Source organism: Paenibacillus lycopersici, from assembly GCF_010119935.1.
Lineage (GTDB): Bacteria > Bacillota > Bacilli > Paenibacillales > Paenibacillaceae > Paenibacillus_Z > Paenibacillus_Z lycopersici.
On record NZ_CP048209.1, the window covers coordinates 5,597,575 to 5,612,676 of the forward strand.

Consider the following 15,102-nt stretch of genomic DNA (forward strand, 5'->3'; position numbering starts at 1 on the left):
GAATTATGACAGTTCTTGCCCTTGTCCCCCATAATTATAAAGAAAAGGTGAAAGCACTTACATAAGGTAATCCTCTAATTTGTATGGTAAAAGCATCATGTCCGCCGAGCCGATTATCTGATGCCCTTCCGGCTATTGAGCCGCTTGCTTGAACTGCACTCCGTTCAGCTCCCAGCTATCAAATCCGATCAGCGCGCCACGTCCGGCTTCTCCGAACAGCGATACGCCCGCGTCCTGCTCCAGCATGGGATAGACTCTGGCTGACAAGCACGCCGTCTCGTTGGCGAACACTTCGACCGTCGTCCGGTCGACGAAAATATGCAGCTTCAGCCGTCCGTTCTCCGCCTCGAACCCCCCGGCGATCGGCGTCTTGTGCGGCAGCGGCGACAGGCTGGATTCGCTGCGGTCGATCGTGATCCCACCAGCGGCCGGGTCGACGACGATGCGGGTCTGCTCCCGGCCGTCTTCGGAGCGCAGCACGCCGATGCCGAACGGCGCCGCGGCCCCGGCAAGATCGAACTCCGCGATCAGCTCCACCGCTTTGCTTTGCGCGCCTGCGATCCGTTGCCCGCCTTCCCGGACCAGCTCGTCCTGCCCGGAATGCCGTCCGCGCAGCTCCCGCAGCTCGGGCACCGGCCTCATCGCCAGCTTGCCCGAAGCCGTTATGGCCATCTCCCGCGGAAGCGCCTGCACGCCCGACCAGCCGGCGGCATCCTGGAATTCTCCCCGCGCGGCGTCGGGCATCCAGCCGAACAGAATGCATCTGTTTCGGTCATCGATCAGCAGATTGGGCGCGTAGTAGCCGTCCCAGCCCGCATGGTCGACAATCCCTTGCGCGTCGGGAACCAATCGATAATCCGCCGACATCGTTCCCGTCAAGTACTTCACGATGCCGCCCGGGGAATAGATAAGCGCGTACCGGTCATCCTGCCGATAGACGAGCGGGCATTCGCAGAGCGCGACCTCGGGATCGATGTGCAGGAAATTGAGGAACGTCCACCGTAGGAGATCGGCCGACTTGTAGATCGTCACGCATCCTTTGCCCTCGTAGGCGCCGCCGGTGACCATGAGCCACTCTTGGCCCTGCCGCCATACGAACGGATCGCGCCATTCGCGGATATCCAGCCCTCCGTGCAGGTCGGACGTCAGCACGGGATTGTCCGGATGCTTCGTCCAGGTCAGCAGGCCGTCCGCGCTTGTGGCCGTCCACTGCTCGGCGCCCGTCGCCGCGTTCCGCTCGCCGTCGCCGATGCTCGTATAGAAGATTCTCGGCTCTGCTCCGTCGTACACGGCGCAGCCGGAGAAGCAGTGCACCTCGCCGAGCTCGTTGGAGGGGTATAGCGCGATCGGCAGATGCTCCCAATGGACGAGATCCGCGCTGCGGGCATGCCCCCAATGGATCGTGCCCCACTGGTCCCCGTAAGGATTGTACTGATAGAACAGATGATAGTGTCCTTCATAGAAAATGGTCCCGTTCGGATCGTTCATCCAATTGCGTTCCGGCATAAAATGATAGGTTGGCCGATAGTGCTGCTGCATGCTTCGCTCGCCTCTTCCCTGTAATAAATGAACTGCAACCGCATAATTAATAGAAGGCCATTATCGGTTATGAGACCGCTTACAGAGGTGTATAAATGGACTTCAACCAAATGTTAACATTAAATATGGGAAGTTACACGCGTCAATTTCCGCTGACCAACACGTTCGGGAACGTCTACCCCGTGTTGGATGACCGCCTGCTATGCGGCTTGTTCCGCATTCAGGACAACGAGCAAGTGCTCGATATCGGCGGAGGCGCGAATCCTTTTCGCAGAGCGAACGTCGTGACCGAGCCGTTCTTGGCGCACAATGCCCATCGCTCCGGCCTCGGCGTCAATAAGTCGTTCCAATACGTGGAATGCTTCGCGGAATGTTTGCCTTTCGCCGATCAAAGCTTCGATTTCGTCATCTCCCGGCAAGTGTTCGAGCATACCGAGTCGCCCCGAGACGCTTGCGAAGAAATGATGCGGGTCGGCAAGCGCGGGTTCATCGAAACCCCGCAAAAAATATACGAGCTCCTGCTCGGCCCCAATCCGTCGCATAATTGGTTCGTCACCCTGCGGCAGGACACCCTTGTGTTCGAACGCCGCATGTTTATCCGCCACCCGCTCCGTCACCTGTCCCTCAGCGCGGTTCCGTCCTCGATCGAGATGCAGGCGCTCGCCCACTGGGAATTCAAAAACTTAAGCAACGTGCAATATTATTGGGAGAGCCGCATCAAGTACGACGTCATCGACCATGAGGGCGGGTTCGATTACAGCAATCCGGATCATGCCGCGCAGTCCCATCTCGACGTCGCCCTATGCTCGCTGCGTCTGGGCGGATTCTACTTGCCGCAGCGGGAAGCGGACGCACAGGAAGCCGTTCGGTTGAAGCCGGATTGGGCGCTCGCGCGCAACACGCTCGGGGTCATCCAATGGAAGCTGGGCAAAACGGAAGAGGCCAGGAAGCAATTCGAGGCGGCGCGTCAGCTGGACAGCCGGGACGAATACCGCCACAACGCGGCGCTCGCCGCCGGGGGCGAGCCGATCGTGGTCGATTTCGAGGATGCGCTCGAGATGGATGAGCGGTTCTATGCCAAGTACAGCAAGGCAGATCATTTTGATATCATCGGCTATTTGTTCGGCGCTCCTGGCTGAAGCCGCTAGGTTCGACAGCAAGTTCTCTGACCTGCATCCGCAGTCCGCGCACAATGTCATCTTCCTCTCGAACGCTTCGGATTCCGGTGTATAATGGAAATTGAACATGCTGCTCCGATCCTGGATCGAAGCGGCATGACGCCGAACGATTCTCGAAATTCGATTAGACAAGTTCAGGGGGAAATGTCATGAAAATCGCGTTCGTCAGAGGTCCGGAAGCGCATCGCATGCCAGCGGAAGGCGCCTTTATCGAAGCATTGAAGAAGCTTGGGGAATATGCGGACATACCCGTGAAGGGTGACATCGATCCTGCGGAATTGGCCGCCATCATTCGGGAATATGACGTCCTGCTCACGATGTGGGGGAACATTGCCATCCCGGCGGAGCTCGCTGCGGATAACGGACGGCTCAAGTACATCTGCAACATTACCGGCTCGCTGAAAGCATGGATCCCGCCGGAAATTATCGCTTCGGACAAGATCGTCGTCACGAACTGGGGCGATCTCCCGGCGAACTGCGTGGCGGAAGGCGCGTTCGCGCTCCTGCTCGCCATGCTGAAGTCCCTGCCCGCTTACGTCCGCCGGGTGCAGCGCGGGGGCTGGGAACCGAACGAAGACCAGGCCCGCAAGCTCGGCTCCTTGAACGGCCTGCGGCTCGGGATGTACGGCATGGGCGTCATCGGCCGGCGTTTCATCGAGATGTGCCAGCCGTTCCGGCCGAAAATCTATATTTACGACCCCTACGTGAAAGAGCTTCCGGAAGGCTGCATTCGCGTAGACAGCCTGGAAGCGTTATTCACCGTATCCCAGGCGCTGTCCGTGCATGCCGGATTAAGCGACGAAACCTACCGTTCGATTACCGCGCCGCTGCTCGCCAAGCTGCCCGACAACGCCGTGATCGTCAATACGGCCCGCGGCGGCATCTTCGATCAGGATGCGCTGTTCGCCGAGCTGGAGTCGGGACGGCTGCGCGCGGGACTCGATGTGCTCGACGAGGAGCGGAACGACCGGCTGCCGACCGAGCATCCCGCGCGGCAATGGGAGAATTGTCTGTTCACGGCGCACAGCGTCTCGAACGATTCCTGGGGGCGCGAAGCAGACACGTATCACGGCGCCATGCACGAACGCGCGCTCGAGAACGTCACCCGGTTCGCCAACGGCGAGCCGGTGAAATACATCATGGAGATGGACCGCTACTTGAAGAGCACTTGACGTTAAGTCGGCGGACTGCAGGCACCGGCGCTTGTCCGGGATGCCGGCGCTTGTCCCGGCTGCCGGCGCTTGTCCGGGATGCCGGCGCTTGTCCGGGCAGCTTCACCGGCGTGGACAGGCGTGGACTGACTTGGACTACCATGGACTGCCTAAACCATTGCGACCCAGCCGTCTGCATGACGGCTGGGTCGCGGTACGTCCATCGAATCAAGGAAGCGGACAGGAGATCCGCTATTCCCTTCATGATCGCATGTTATCGTGTGTTGGCGAACAAGAGATCCGTTATAGCGGCCGATTCACCTGTTTTCGATGCCATCCGGGCATATTAACGGTTCCTGTGTCCGTTTCGCTACCCCAATAGCCTGCTTTCGTCCAAATAACGGAACCCCTGTCCGCGAAGACCCTGAGGAGGGCGATCCTTTCGACGCCTATGGCATCGAGCTTTCCAGGGCAGCCTGGCTGCGGGCTGTATACGGTTGCATATTCCGGCAGTTCTGCCTAGACCAACGGCACGGTCGGTCTATCGGTCGGTCTATCGGTCGGTCTATCGGTCGGTCTATCGGTCGTTGCCCGCTTATACATGCTCCATATAACGCGCCTTGATTTGCGCGAGCACATCGTCGCCCGGCCGATCCCAGATCGCCTGGTTAAAGATCTCCACCTCGATCGGTCCCGCGTAGCCTGCCGCTTCTACCGCCTCCCGAATGCGGCGGATCTCGATGACGCCGTCTCCCATCATGCCTCTTCCCATCAGCATATGCGGCGTCGGCACGATCCAGTCGGATACGTGGAAGCCCAAGATTCGTCCGCTCGCCCGTTGAATCTGCTTATACAGCTCGGGGTCCCACCAGACGTGGAAGACGTCGACGATGACGCCGACTTCGTCCGTGGCGTATGCCTCGGCCATCGTATTGGCCTGATCCAGCGTCACGACAACGGACCGTTCCGCAGCATACATGGGATGCAGCGGCTCGATCGCCAGCTTGACCCCCCGCGACTTCGCGAAAGGGAGCAGCTGCTCGATGCCTTCGGCCACCCAGCGGCGCGCGGTCGCGATGTCGCGATCGGGAGCCGGCCCGCAGACCAGCACCAGCGTGTCCGTCCCCAGTTCCGCCGCTTCCTCCACGGCTCGGCGGTTATCGTCCAGCCGAGCTTGCCGCTCGCTTGCCGTCGCCGCGGGGAACATGCCGCCGCGGCATAAGCTGGATACGCGGATACCGGCGTCCCGTACCAGCCGCTTCGCTTCCGCAAGTCCGCCTTCGGCCACTTTATGTCGCCAGATTGCGATCTGCGGGATCCCTGCCCGCGCGCACCCGTCCAATGCTTCCCGCAAATTCCAAAGGTCTGTCGTAATTTGGTTCAAGCTCAGCCGCTTGAAATCCGTCAGCTCCTGCACGCTACCGTCCTCCTTCCATGCCGGCCATGGCCAGCGTTAGTCTCATCCGGTTCGCGGCCAGCTCGGGATCGAGCAATAGCCCCGCTTGGTCTGCCAGAACGAATAGATCGGATAGATGAACCGCGGAACGGGCGCTCTCCGCCCCGCCGATCATGCGGAAATGCGACTGATAGCCGTTCAGATAGGCGAGAAACACGATTCCCGTCTTGTACGAATACGTCGGCTTCTGGAAAATATGGCGCGACAGCGGCACCGTCGGCGCCAAAATCCGGTTGAACGTATCCGAATCGCCTTGATCCAGGGCATGGATGGCCGCAGCGGCCGCCGGCGCGATCGCGTCGAAGATGCCCAGCAGCGCATGGCTGTAGCCCTGCTCGTCGCCCTGAATGAGCGACGGGTAGTTGAAGTCGTCGCCCGTGTACATCTTGACCCCTTCGGGCAGCCGGCGGCGCATCGCGATCTCCTTGTCCGCATCGAGCAGAGAAATCTTAATGCCGTCCACTTTATCCTTATGGGCTTCAATGATACGCAGGCACACGTCCATCGCCTCGTCCAAATCCGGGCTTCCCCAATAACCGCGGAGTGCCGGGTCGAACATATCGCCCAGCCAGTGCAGGATAACCGGCTGCGCCACCTGGCTCAGAATTGCGCCGTACACGCGTTCATAATCTTCCGGCCCCTTGGCACAGGCGGCGAGCGCCCTGCTCGCCATCAGAATGATCCGGCCGCCCTGCCCTTCCACGAACTCGCACTGCTCCGCATAAGCAGCCTCGACGTCTTCAAGCGTAACCGCCGAAGCCGGCGCCAGATGATCCGTTCCGGTCCCGCAAGCGACGCGTCCGCCGACCACCCGCGCTTCCGCGATCGAACGGCCGATCAGCTCCTTGGAACGGTTCCAATCCAGCCCCATTCCGCGCTGCGCGGTGTCCATCGCTTCGGCGACGGCAAGACCGAGCGACCACAGATGACGGCGGTACGCCAGGGTCGCCTCCCAATCGATCTGGGCGTTCAGCTGCGGATCCGTATCCGCGTAAGGATCGCATACGACATGCGCCGCCGAGAAAGCGATCCTGCTCTCCAACGGTTTGCCGGACGGCATGGGAAGAGGCGTCGTCCGTCCCGCAACGTACGCGTATCGAGCGCCCCCGGCTCTCGGTAATTGTATATGCTGCGCCATCGTCCTTCCCTCCTAGATCGTTAATTCCGGGACGTCTATCCAGCGTCTTTCCTGCCAGGAACGCAAGCCCAGATCGGATAATTGCGTACCCTTGGCTCCCTCAAGCAGATCCCACGGGAACGGCGTATCCAAGACAATATGCTTCAGGAACAGTTCCCACTGCGCTTTGAACCCGTTATCGAAGATCTGGTTGTCCGGCACCTCCTGCCATTGATCGCGGAACGAGAAGGGATTGGGAATATCCGGATTCCACACCGGCTTGCACGTATTGACCCGATGCTGCGTCTTGCAATCGCGCAATCCCGCCACCGCGCTGCCTTCCGTGCCGTCTACTTGAATCGTCAGCAGATCTTCGCGGTTGACGCGCACCGTCCAGGAGGAGTTCGCTTGAACGACAACGCCGCCTTCAAGCAGGAACGTGGCGTAGGCCGCATCGTCCGCCGTGCACGCGTACGGCTTCCCGTTCTCGTCGACGCGCTCGTCGATATGCGTAACGCCCAGGCAGGACACCGCACGGACCTCTCCGAACAGATTGTCCAGCACATACCGCCAATGGGCGAACATGTCCACGATAATGCCGCCGCCGTCTTCCTTGCGATAATTCCAGGAAGGACGCTGGGCCGCTTGCCAGTCGCCTTCGAACACCCAATAGCCGAACTCCATGCGCACGGACAGGATTTTGCCGAAAAATCCCGAATCGACGAGCCGCTTCAATTTGATCAGCCCCGGAAGGAACAGCTTGTCTTGCACGACGCCGTTCTTCACGCCCGCTTCTCTGGCCAGACGCGCAAGCTCCAGGGATTGCGCCAGGGAGCTGCCCGTCGGCTTCTCGCAGTAAATATGCTTGCCTGCCGCAATCGCTTGCTTGACGCTCTCGGCGCGGGAAGACGTGATCTGCGCGTCGAAATAGACGGTATCCGCCGGGTTCGCCAGGCAAGCGGCAAGATCCGTGCTCCAGCGCGAGATGCCGTTCGCTTCGGCGAGCGCAGCCAATTTGCTTGCACTGCGTCCGACCAATATCGGATCCGGCAGGATGACGTCGCCGTTCGGCAGCGGCAATCCGCCTTGCTTGCGAATCGCGGCGATCGAACGAATCAAATGCTGGTTCGTGCCCATGCGTCCGGTGACGCCGTTCATGATAATGCCTATGTGATGAATCGTCATGCAAAAACCCCTCCCTTATGATGATTACTGCATCATCATAAGGGAGGGGGGCGCGAAGCGTCTAATGAATTCCGGAAGCCGATTCCCGATTCTAGAAGCAACCTTTCAATCTGCCGGCGCTGCCGCGAGGGCATGGGTTTTGCGATACGTATTCGGGGAAATGCCCGTGATTTTCTTGAACGTGCGGTAGAAGGCGGACAAGCTTTCGTAACCGACTTCGAAGCAGATCGAAGCGATATCCTTATCCGCCTCGGAAAGCATCTTCTGCGCCAGCTCGATGCGCACCTGGGCCAGGTACTGGACCGGCGTCACTTGGTACCGTTCCTTGAATATATGATCGATATGGCGCGTGCTTAACCCGAGTCTGGCGGACAGATCCTTGGAGTCTATAATCTCGTAATAGTGCGTGTCTATATAGGCGCGCAGCTTCTCCGCGCGCAGACTGTTGGCGTTCGGCGACGGGGAAGCCTGACCGGCGCGGGCAAACAGCAGCAGCACCTCGGCAAGGCAGATTTTCATCGCCAAGAAGCTTAGCGGCTGCCCAAGCGACTGTTCGAAGATCAATTTACGGAGCAGCTGCCTCAGCTCGCTGCGGCTGAACCCGCTGGGATCCAGGAGCCTGGACCGTTCGGGCAGCAGCCTTGAATCCAGTCCGTCTCTGCGGAAGGCCAGCACGAGCAGCGTCAATTTAGAATCGGAGAACACGGCATGGTCGGAGAAAGGCGCGATGACGACCCCGTGATCTTGCCTGATCGGATAGACCGTTCCGTCAAGCTTGATCTTCCCTTCGCCGTCCAAGGCATACAGCACTTGATAGAATCGATGACAATGTTCGTTGACCCGATCGCCGTCCGAATGCTTGCTCTCGTAGATATCGATGCCGTGATGATGAAGATTCGATCTCGCGTCGCTCAATCGATTCGCCGCCCCCTTGCTTAAGATTCTATCCGCTCCAGGGATGTACCTCTATCATACCGTTTCTATCCGAACAACGGAACGATAATTTCGGCTCCGCCGCGCAATGCCGATTCATGCGCGCAAATTCCCGGCGCGGTCCAGTTGGCAGCCGTCACCGCATCGATCCAGGGCTTGCGGTTGTCCCGAATGCTGCCGATGAACTCGTGAACCATATGCGGATGCGATCCGTGATGGCCGCCGCCCTGCTTGACCGATTGATGCGGATTCGCGGGATCGAATCCGGTATGCTCGTTCGTGTAGCCCGCGATGGCCGCCGGCAGCAGATCCTGCCTGTCCTGCGCATGAATGACATCGTGCCGAATGTTTCTTCCCCTTCCGCGGCCCTCGCCCTCTACCGCGAAAATAACCGGCGCGTCCTCCTCCATATGCCATTCGAAGGAACGCTGCTCGCCGTATACCTGGAAATTCTCGATGTAGCTTCTTGCCACATGGAATAAGGAACGCGTCACTTCGGCGCTTAATTCGTCCTTGTCCAATTGGAAGATCGCCGTCTCGACCGGGAACGGATTGCCGTATTGCTGCTGCAGCTCTTCTCGCATGACGCCCGATCCGAAACAGTGAACTTTAACGGCGCGAGTACCCGTCAGCGCCAGCAGCGGAGCGATCGCATGCGTGGCATAGTGCATCGGCGGCAGCCCCATCCAGTAGGCGGGCCAGTTCTCCATATCCTGATAGTGCGATCCCTCGAGAAACTGGATTCGCCCGAACTCCCCTCGTGCATAGCGCTCCTGGACGTACAAGAATTGCCGGGTATAGACCGCCGTCTCCATCATCATGTAATTTTTGCCGCTTGTTCGCTGGGCCTTGACGATCGCATGCAGCTCGTCGATCGTCGTCGCCGCCGGTACCGTGCAAGCGCAGTGCAGCCCCGCATTCAAGACGTCTACGGACATCGAGGCATGCGAATGGATCGGGGTAACCAGATGAACGGCATCATAATACCCGCATTCCAGCACTTCGTTCAGCGAGGCATGCCTGCGTTCGAATCCGAATAGCTGTCCGTAGCCGTTCAGCAGCTTCTCGTCCAGATCGCAGATGCCTACGTCCTCTACATCCGGATGATCGCGATAAATCATAGGAAAATTCTCTCCGAACCGCAGCCCGTTCAATCTGAGATGGGTCCATTATCTCGCGTTCGCAGCGGTTCGGAAATACATCGGATGTTCGATTTATTGCATTATATTCAGGTGTTTGAGATGATATGGACACAGGAAAACAGCGAAGGGAATGGACGGAGATGTACCAGGTTCATCTTGAAGCCAATAAACTGCCGCTTGTTCAGAAGATCGGCGCCACGACGACGCACGACGAATGGATCCACCCGGACCGGACGACGGACTATCATGTGTTCATCTATATTGTGCAGGGACGGATGCAGGTCATCGAAGAAGACGTCGAATACGTGCTGAAGGAAGGGGACATGCTGTTTCTCTGCAAGGGACTCCACCACTGGGGGACGGCGAATCGCACGGTGGCAGGCACGCGTTCGATATGGATTCATTTTCTGGGCGGCACCACCAGGCAATCGGACGAGAGCAGCATCGTCTCGGCGCTGCAAGGCAGGCATCCGGACCCCTTGTTCACGACCGAGGATTACCGGATTGATCTTCCGCTGCCCAAACACATGACAAGCCTGTCCCCTGTCCCGATCGAAAAAATGTTACACGAAATCGTAAGCCTGTACGAAAGCAAGAGTCCGCTTCGGCACGTGCAGCTTAGCGTGAAAACGATGGAGCTGTTCCTGTCCTTGGTGCAGCAATCGTCCGAGAGGCCCCACACGGGCAAATCGGAAGCGCTCATCCAGAACCTCGTGCATTTCCTTGAACAACATAGCGATCGCGCCCTCGACACGCAAGAAATCCGCAAGCAATTTCCGTACAACTATCATTATCTCGCCACCTTGTTCAAACAGCTGATCGGCACAAGCATATCCCAGTATCATGAACAACTAAGAATCCATCGCGCGGCGGAACTGTTAACTTCCACTACGCTGAACGTCTCCGAAGTCGGCAGGCAAGCAGGCTTCGATAGCTTGTACTATTTCAGCCGGGTATTCCGGAAAGTCATGGGAGAGTCCCCCTCGCAATACATTAAGCGAGTCTATCGGACGCCGTAAGGCTCTTTCTATCGGTAACCGTTGAACGCCTATCGTAAATTGCTGTTGCTTTTCCGCCTGAATTGGATATACTATTTAGAAAATACTGCAAATTCAAAGACTGGGAAAGTAACGGTTGACAGAAGTTCAAGCGAGCCGGGATGGTGAGAGCCGGTACGGCGTCAATGCGTGAAGCGCACCCACGAGAATGACTTCTGAACGTTATCGTAGGAAGTCACGGCCATGACCGTTATCCTGCCGAGTGGTTAAACGAGCGTTTAACAACAAGAGTGGTACCGCGAATGCACAAGCCTTCGTCTCTTTTTTAGAGATGAGGGCTTTTATTATGTCGAAGGAGGCGCTGCGATGATAAGCCAAGCGATAATCAGCGGAATAGCAAGGTCTACCAAACGTTTGTTTGAAGAACTGGGTCTCGACTATGCGGATGACCTCAAGATTGTTGTAGAACAGCCTGCTCATCTGGAGCATGGCGATTACTCGACGAATATTGCGATGCAGCTGGCGAAGGTATTGCGGAAAGCCCCCATGCAAATTGCTGAAATGTTGAAAACCCACTTAGAAGCGGAGGGCAGCATCGGCCGGCTGATCGGTAAAATCGAAGTGGCTCCCCCGGGTTTTCTGAACATGTACTTGAACTGGAGCCAATGGGCTCGGCAGACGTATGAATTACCCGCGAATGCCGGGGATAAGGTCGTCGTCGAACATACGTCCATCAATCCGAATAAATCGGCCCATATCGGGCATTTAAGAAACTCCTGTATCGGCGATGCGCTTGTACGCCTCTTGAAGCGAGTCGGATACGAGGTCGAAGTGCACAATTACATCGACGATCTGGGCAACCAGCTGGCGGATACGGTGGTCGGTCTATTGCATGTCGCCCATAAGCAAGCGCACTCGCGCTTCGGCGATTTCTGCTGGGATATTTATTCGCAAGTGAATAGGGAGTACGAACAGAATCCTCGGCTCAAGGAGCAGCGGACAACCGTCCTTCATTCGCTGGAGGAGGGCAATGAGAATTTATCTTGGGTCGGATTGCTTGTCGCGGAGCGAATCGTCCGTGAACATCTTGATGAGATGAAAGCTTTTAATATCAACTATGATTTGTTGGTATGGGAGAGCAATATTGTTAGAGAGGGTTTCTGGGATTCGGCGTTCGGCTTACTGAAGGAGACACCGCAATTCTATCAGGAAACGTCAGGCAAGCTCGAAGGATGCTGGGTGCTGAAACAAGCTTCGGCTGAACATGGCGAGAGTGATTCCGAACATAGCATCGACAAGGTATTGGTCCGTTCGAACGGAATTTTGACATATACCGCCAAAGATATCGCGTACCATCTGTGGAAATTCGGATTGCTGGATAAGGATTTCCGGTATACGCGCTTCGCCGACGATCTGTGGTCAACCTCCGACACCGGAACCGGTGCCGCTTACGGGAGAGCGGATATGGTCATTAATGTCATCGACCATCGGCAGCAATATCCGCAAGCCATGGTGAAACAATCTCTAGAGATACTGGGCTTCACAGCGCAGGCCGAGAAGCTGCGGCATGTCAGCTACGGCGTCGTCTCATTAAGTCCGGCCGCCGCCGAAGAACTGGGCATCGATACGTCATCCGGTAAGGCGTCCTACGCCATGTCCGGAAGACTAGGAATCGGGATTAAGGTTTCCGAGCTGCTCGATCTCATGGAAGGCGTTATTGAAAGCAAACGCTCCGATCATGAAGGGCTGGCGAGCCGGGACATTGCGTCGGCGGCGATCCGTTATTACCTGCTCCGCTATAGTCTGTTGACCGAGGTCGTATTCGATATCCAGCAGGCAACCGAGATCACCGGGAATACCGGGGTCTATCTCATGTATTCGCATGCTCGCGCAGCCAGCATACTAGGCAAGGCCGGGAATGAACGCCCGCAGGCACCTCATGAAATCGATCAATTGGCGAAAGCAGAGCACGCCTTGCTGAGGCACTTAGCGAGCTGGCAAGATACTTTATCCGTCGCATGCGGCGAGCTGTCGCCAAACGTGATCTGCAATTACGCGCATGAATTGGCCATCTTGTTCAACAACTTCTATGCGTCTTGTCCGATTCTGAAAGCAGAGGGCGCTAGAAAAGCGCTGCGGCTCTGGCTGACCTTACGGTTCAAAGAAACGCTCGGCGATGCGCTAACGGTGCTTGGGCTCCCGGCGCCCGGCCGTATGTAAGCACCCTGCACCGTCTCGCATTGCCAAGCGATTCCGCTGGAGTCCCGCACCCGACGTGATTATCTTACGAAGCAAGCCGGAAATCGAGGCGCTCCATGCGACAGGCATGGAGCGCCTCGTCCATGTCAGCTTGATGACGCAAGCGTTTGTTTCATTAGATCGGCGATTCTACGCTCGTCATGATCGGGGCTCTTATCAAGCTGCTGTATAACCCATTCACGGCGTTGGATCGAATGGTTTTGGCTCAGTTTTGCCTTTCCTTCTATCCGGTTTATTTTCAGTTTGAAGCCTTGAACCCCTTTTTTCATGCCACTAAGAAAGTCGGGGTCTATGTCCTGTAACCTGTAGGTGCTGGCAGGAGATTCGTATTTCACTACCATCTCCTTCAAGGAATCCATCAACTCCTTCTCGTCATCGATAAGCTCCACTTCTCCGTAGACATGAACAGTCACATAGTTCCATGTCGGAACTGCTTTGTTCGTCTCATACCAGGAAGGGGAGATATAACAGTGAGGACCATGAAATACAGCTAACGCCGTCTGATTGCCAATGTCCTTCCATTGCGGATTGGGGCGAGCAAAGTGACCATATAAATATGCATGATTATGATCAAGAATTAATGGCAAATGGGTAGCATAGGGCGCCCCGTCATGGTGAGAGAACAATGTAGCAAAACTATTCTCTCTCATGATCTCGTATGCAATGGAGGTGTCCTTAATCTCAAAATGCGCTGGTATATACATTGGCTCATCTCCTTCTCGTAACCCCATCATACGCAAGAAAGCGGACAATCAAAAGATCCAATTCCGATCGAAATTGTTGTACCGGCTTCTATTAGAGATGCCTGCCTTCTGCTGTCCGTTCATCTTGGTAGTTGCGACGGGGTATTCGGCCGCCCATCAGGTAACGACCAAGGCGTATGGATGGCAGCTCGACATAGCGGTAAGACAGTGCGGCGAGTGCCAGGCTGATGCCAACGGTACCGACGAGCAGCCAATAAGGCGATAGATAGTATTTCTCCACTTCGTCCGGGTATAGGATGGATGATGGATTCGTGAACAAATTCATCAAGGCAAGCAGTACGACAAGATGGACGAGATAGAAGCTGTACGAGACACGTCCGACAAACGCCATCGGCCGCCAATGGAGCATGGCTTTAAACCGTATCGACGCTAACGCCGCGATGATAAAGCAGCCCGAAGATACCGTCGTAAACCAGTCCGACACCAGGTTTCCGAGAAGCCCCCAGTGATCCCAGCCCAGATTGTTTCCCCATGTATACACGATGAAAGCAACGACACCGAGCACAAGTCGCGTGGCGATCCGGAGGCCGTTGAAAGCATTCACCAGACGATGGCGGTGCTTCGCCATCAACGCGCCGACGACGAACATGAGCACGTAATGCGCGGTATCGTAATAATTCGTGAAGAAGTCGATGTGATCCTCATACTGCACATGCAGCAGAATCCCGCAGACGGATAGAACGAAACCGATCAAGGCGCTCCACATCCAGTTCGCCCTCATCACGAACCAGATGATGAACGGAAATATAAGCGCTATGCGCATCTCCATGACAAGCGACCAGATGACCGGATTGAAATACTGCTGATGAAATTGATCGATCATGACGATGTGCTGCACGATCGGAATCCAGCCGATCGGCCTGGACCACAAATCGTTGATCGGCACGCGATAGAATAGCAGACGCAGGACGAGCCCGAATGCGAGAGAGACGATATAAGGCGGGTACAGCCGGATCAGACGCCGAAGCATGAAGCTGCCGTAACCGCGTGATTTCCCTTCGGCGAACGGCAAAGCCAATACGAATCCACTGAGGAGAAAGAAGAAAATCACGGCCTGATGGCCGGCCAGCAAGAACTGAAGCGGCGTATGATACAGCCATGGCAATGCGGCCATGATTCCAAGAAGCGAGGCGGAATGATAGAGCACCACGCTCATGGAAGCGATTCCACGAAGAGAGTCAAGTTCACCCAGCCGCCCTTGTTCAGCCATCCAATGTCCTCCTACTCGTTATATAGTCAGTATGTTCTTCTTAAGAATTTTTTAGCTGAACTGCAAATTTTTATTATTATTCTAGACAAACCTTGATAGCAATCACTCAGATATTTGTTAGCCAGAAACCCGATCAACGTAAAGAATAATGAAATGGCTATGATCCATAT

Annotated in this window: 12 protein-coding genes and 1 other annotated feature; of the genes, 4 read left to right on the forward strand and 8 right to left on the reverse strand. The window is 56.5% G+C overall.

Annotated elements, in window-relative coordinates:
• Window positions 1-132: 132 nt before the first annotated feature.
• Window positions 133-1,539, reverse strand: a complete 1,407-nt coding sequence (locus GXP70_RS24540; RefSeq protein WP_162359258.1) for a glycoside hydrolase family 32 protein — start codon at window positions 1,537-1,539, stop codon at window positions 133-135.
• 95 nt (window positions 1,540-1,634) lie between these two features.
• Here GXP70_RS24540 and GXP70_RS24545 point away from each other — a divergent pair, with 95 nt between their 5' ends.
• Window positions 1,635-2,678 carry a class I SAM-dependent methyltransferase gene (locus GXP70_RS24545; protein ID WP_162359259.1) on the forward strand — a complete coding sequence of 348 codons (1,044 nt, stop codon included), beginning with the start codon at window positions 1,635-1,637 and terminating at the stop codon, window positions 2,676-2,678.
• 188 nt (window positions 2,679-2,866) lie between these two features.
• Entirely contained in the window at window positions 2,867-3,889 is a 1,023-nt protein-coding gene (locus tag GXP70_RS24550) for an NAD(P)-dependent oxidoreductase (protein ID WP_162359260.1), read from the forward strand.
• A 574-nt stretch (window positions 3,890-4,463) separates the two neighbouring features.
• Here GXP70_RS24550 and GXP70_RS24555 read toward each other — a convergent pair.
• The 5 genes from GXP70_RS24555 to GXP70_RS24575 form a co-directional block, all read right to left on the reverse strand.
• Window positions 4,464-5,285, reverse strand: coding sequence for a sugar phosphate isomerase/epimerase family protein (locus GXP70_RS24555; RefSeq protein ID WP_404822286.1), 822 nt, complete (start codon window positions 5,283-5,285; stop codon window positions 4,464-4,466).
• 1 nt (window position 5,286) lies between these two features.
• The gene (locus tag GXP70_RS24560) at window positions 5,287-6,462 is read right to left on the reverse strand and encodes a dihydrodipicolinate synthase family protein (protein WP_162359261.1); all 1,176 of its coding nucleotides are present in this window, start codon (window positions 6,460-6,462) and stop codon (window positions 5,287-5,289) included.
• Between the two features lie 12 nt (window positions 6,463-6,474).
• A complete protein-coding gene (locus GXP70_RS24565; RefSeq protein WP_162359262.1) occupies window positions 6,475-7,626 on the reverse strand; it encodes a Gfo/Idh/MocA family protein in 1,152 nt (383 codons plus the stop codon).
• 105 nt (window positions 7,627-7,731) lie between these two features.
• A complete protein-coding gene (locus GXP70_RS24570) occupies window positions 7,732-8,541 on the reverse strand; it encodes an AraC family transcriptional regulator (protein ID WP_162359263.1) in 810 nt (269 codons plus the stop codon).
• A 65-nt stretch (window positions 8,542-8,606) separates the two neighbouring features.
• Entirely contained in the window at window positions 8,607-9,680 is a 1,074-nt protein-coding gene (locus GXP70_RS24575; RefSeq protein WP_162359264.1) for a Gfo/Idh/MocA family protein, read from the reverse strand.
• A gap of 125 nt (window positions 9,681-9,805) precedes the next feature.
• Here GXP70_RS24575 and GXP70_RS24580 point away from each other — a divergent pair, with 125 nt between their 5' ends.
• Window positions 9,806-10,720, forward strand: a complete 915-nt coding sequence (locus GXP70_RS24580) for a helix-turn-helix domain-containing protein (protein WP_162359265.1) — start codon at window positions 9,806-9,808, stop codon at window positions 10,718-10,720.
• A gap of 87 nt (window positions 10,721-10,807) precedes the next feature.
• Window positions 10,808-11,024 (forward strand) — a binding site (T-box leader).
• Window positions 11,025-11,065: 41 nt separating this feature from the next.
• Complete coding sequence (locus tag GXP70_RS24585) at window positions 11,066-12,919, forward strand: arginine--tRNA ligase (protein WP_162359266.1); 1,854 nt, start codon at window positions 11,066-11,068, stop codon at window positions 12,917-12,919.
• A gap of 125 nt (window positions 12,920-13,044) precedes the next feature.
• On the opposite strand, the gene GXP70_RS24590 is transcribed toward GXP70_RS24585, so the two are convergent.
• Together GXP70_RS24590 and GXP70_RS24595 are read right to left on the reverse strand one after the other, a co-directional pair.
• On the reverse strand, window positions 13,045-13,662 hold the full coding sequence (locus GXP70_RS24590; protein ID WP_162359267.1) for an FMN-binding negative transcriptional regulator: 618 nt from the start codon (window positions 13,660-13,662) through the stop codon (window positions 13,045-13,047).
• Window positions 13,663-13,753: 91 nt separating this feature from the next.
• A complete protein-coding gene (locus GXP70_RS24595) occupies window positions 13,754-14,932 on the reverse strand; it encodes an acyltransferase family protein (RefSeq protein ID WP_162359268.1) in 1,179 nt (392 codons plus the stop codon).
• Window positions 14,933-15,102 lie beyond the last annotated feature (170 nt).